Below are 1,308 nucleotides of genomic sequence, written 5' to 3' on the forward strand. Positions count from 1 at the left end.
AGGTTCTTCGCATTTTAGCGGGGAAGAGAGGATTGACAGCAGAGAGACCGGTAGATTGGTAGTCGCGAAACACACCGATTAACCGACTCCCTGCTGTCCCCATGAATGCTATTGATTTTGCTGCTTTCTGGCCAGGCTATCGTGTCGTGGCCACCCGCCAATCTGCCGATCAGACACTCTCCATCACCCTCGAACCCAAGGTCTCACACGTGCCGCTCTGTGGAAGCTGCCAGCAACCCTGCCCGCTGATCCATGACCGTACCGTGCGCACTATTCGTGACCAGGACATGCTCGATCAACGAGTCGAATTGTCCGTGCCCGTGCGCCGAGTGGACTGCCTGAGTTGCGGTCGGCGGACCGAGAAGGTGGATTGGCTGCATCAGCGCAGCCGGCTGACGCGGCGCCTGGCGGCGTGGATAGAGGCCCTGTTGGCCGTTTTGCCGATCAGCCATATCAGCCGTCTCACCGGGCTGCACTGGCACACCATCAAGGCCTTGGACAAACGCCGCTTACAAGCGTCCGTCGGGCGCTTTGAGCCCGGCGACGTGCGACGTCTGGTGATGGATGAATTCGCCATACACAAGGGTCACCGTTACGCCACGGTGATCATGGATGCCGAGCGTACTCGCGTGCTGTGGGTGGGCGAAGGCAATAGCCGCAAAGCGATCCGCCCCTTCTTTGAATGGCTTGGCGAGCGCTGCCAACAGATTGAAGCGGTCGCCATGGATATGAATACCGCCTTTGACCGGGAGGTCAGACAGCATTGTCCGCAGGCGGAAGTGGTGTTCGATCTGTTCCATGTGGTGGCGCTCTACGGACGCAAGGTGATCGACCGTATCCGGGTGGACCAGGCCAATGCGTTACGCGACGACAAGCCCGCTCGGCAGGTCATCAAACGCAGTCGCTGGCTGCTGTTGCGCAACAAGGAGAACCTGAAGGACGAGCAAGCCGTCCGGCTTCAGGAAATACTGGATGCCAATCAGGCGCTGGCCACCGTGTACGTGCTTAAAGACGCCCTGAAGGAGGTCTGGTTCGCCCCCAGTGTCAGGGAAGGTTGGCGGCGTTGGCGGGCCTGGTTACGGCATGCCAGAGAAAGTGGCCTGAAACCCCTTCAGCGCTTTGCTGACAACCTCAAGCGCTATACCCGCGGCATCCTCGCCAGCGCGCGCTTCCCCATGCACACCAGTCAACTGGAGGGGGTGAATAACAAGATCAAAGTCATCAAGCGCATGGCATACGGTTACAGGGACCAGGAATACTTCTTCCTGAAAATCAAGGCCGCCTTCCCCGGAAAAGTGCGATGAACCT

1 protein-coding gene is annotated in these 1,308 nt (G+C 59.1%); it reads left to right on the plus strand.

Annotated elements, in window-relative coordinates:
- Positions 1 to 101 precede the first annotated feature (101 nt).
- Positions 102 to 1,304 carry an ISL3 family transposase gene (locus A11A3_RS17085; protein ID WP_008930584.1) on the plus strand — a complete coding sequence of 401 codons (1,203 nt, stop codon included), beginning with the start codon at positions 102 to 104 and terminating at the stop codon, positions 1,302 to 1,304.
- The last annotated feature ends 4 nt before the right edge of the window (positions 1,305 to 1,308 follow it).

It is taken from the genome of Alcanivorax hongdengensis A-11-3, from assembly GCF_000300995.1.
GTDB classification, from domain to species: domain Bacteria; phylum Pseudomonadota; class Gammaproteobacteria; order Pseudomonadales; family Alcanivoracaceae; genus Alcanivorax; species Alcanivorax hongdengensis.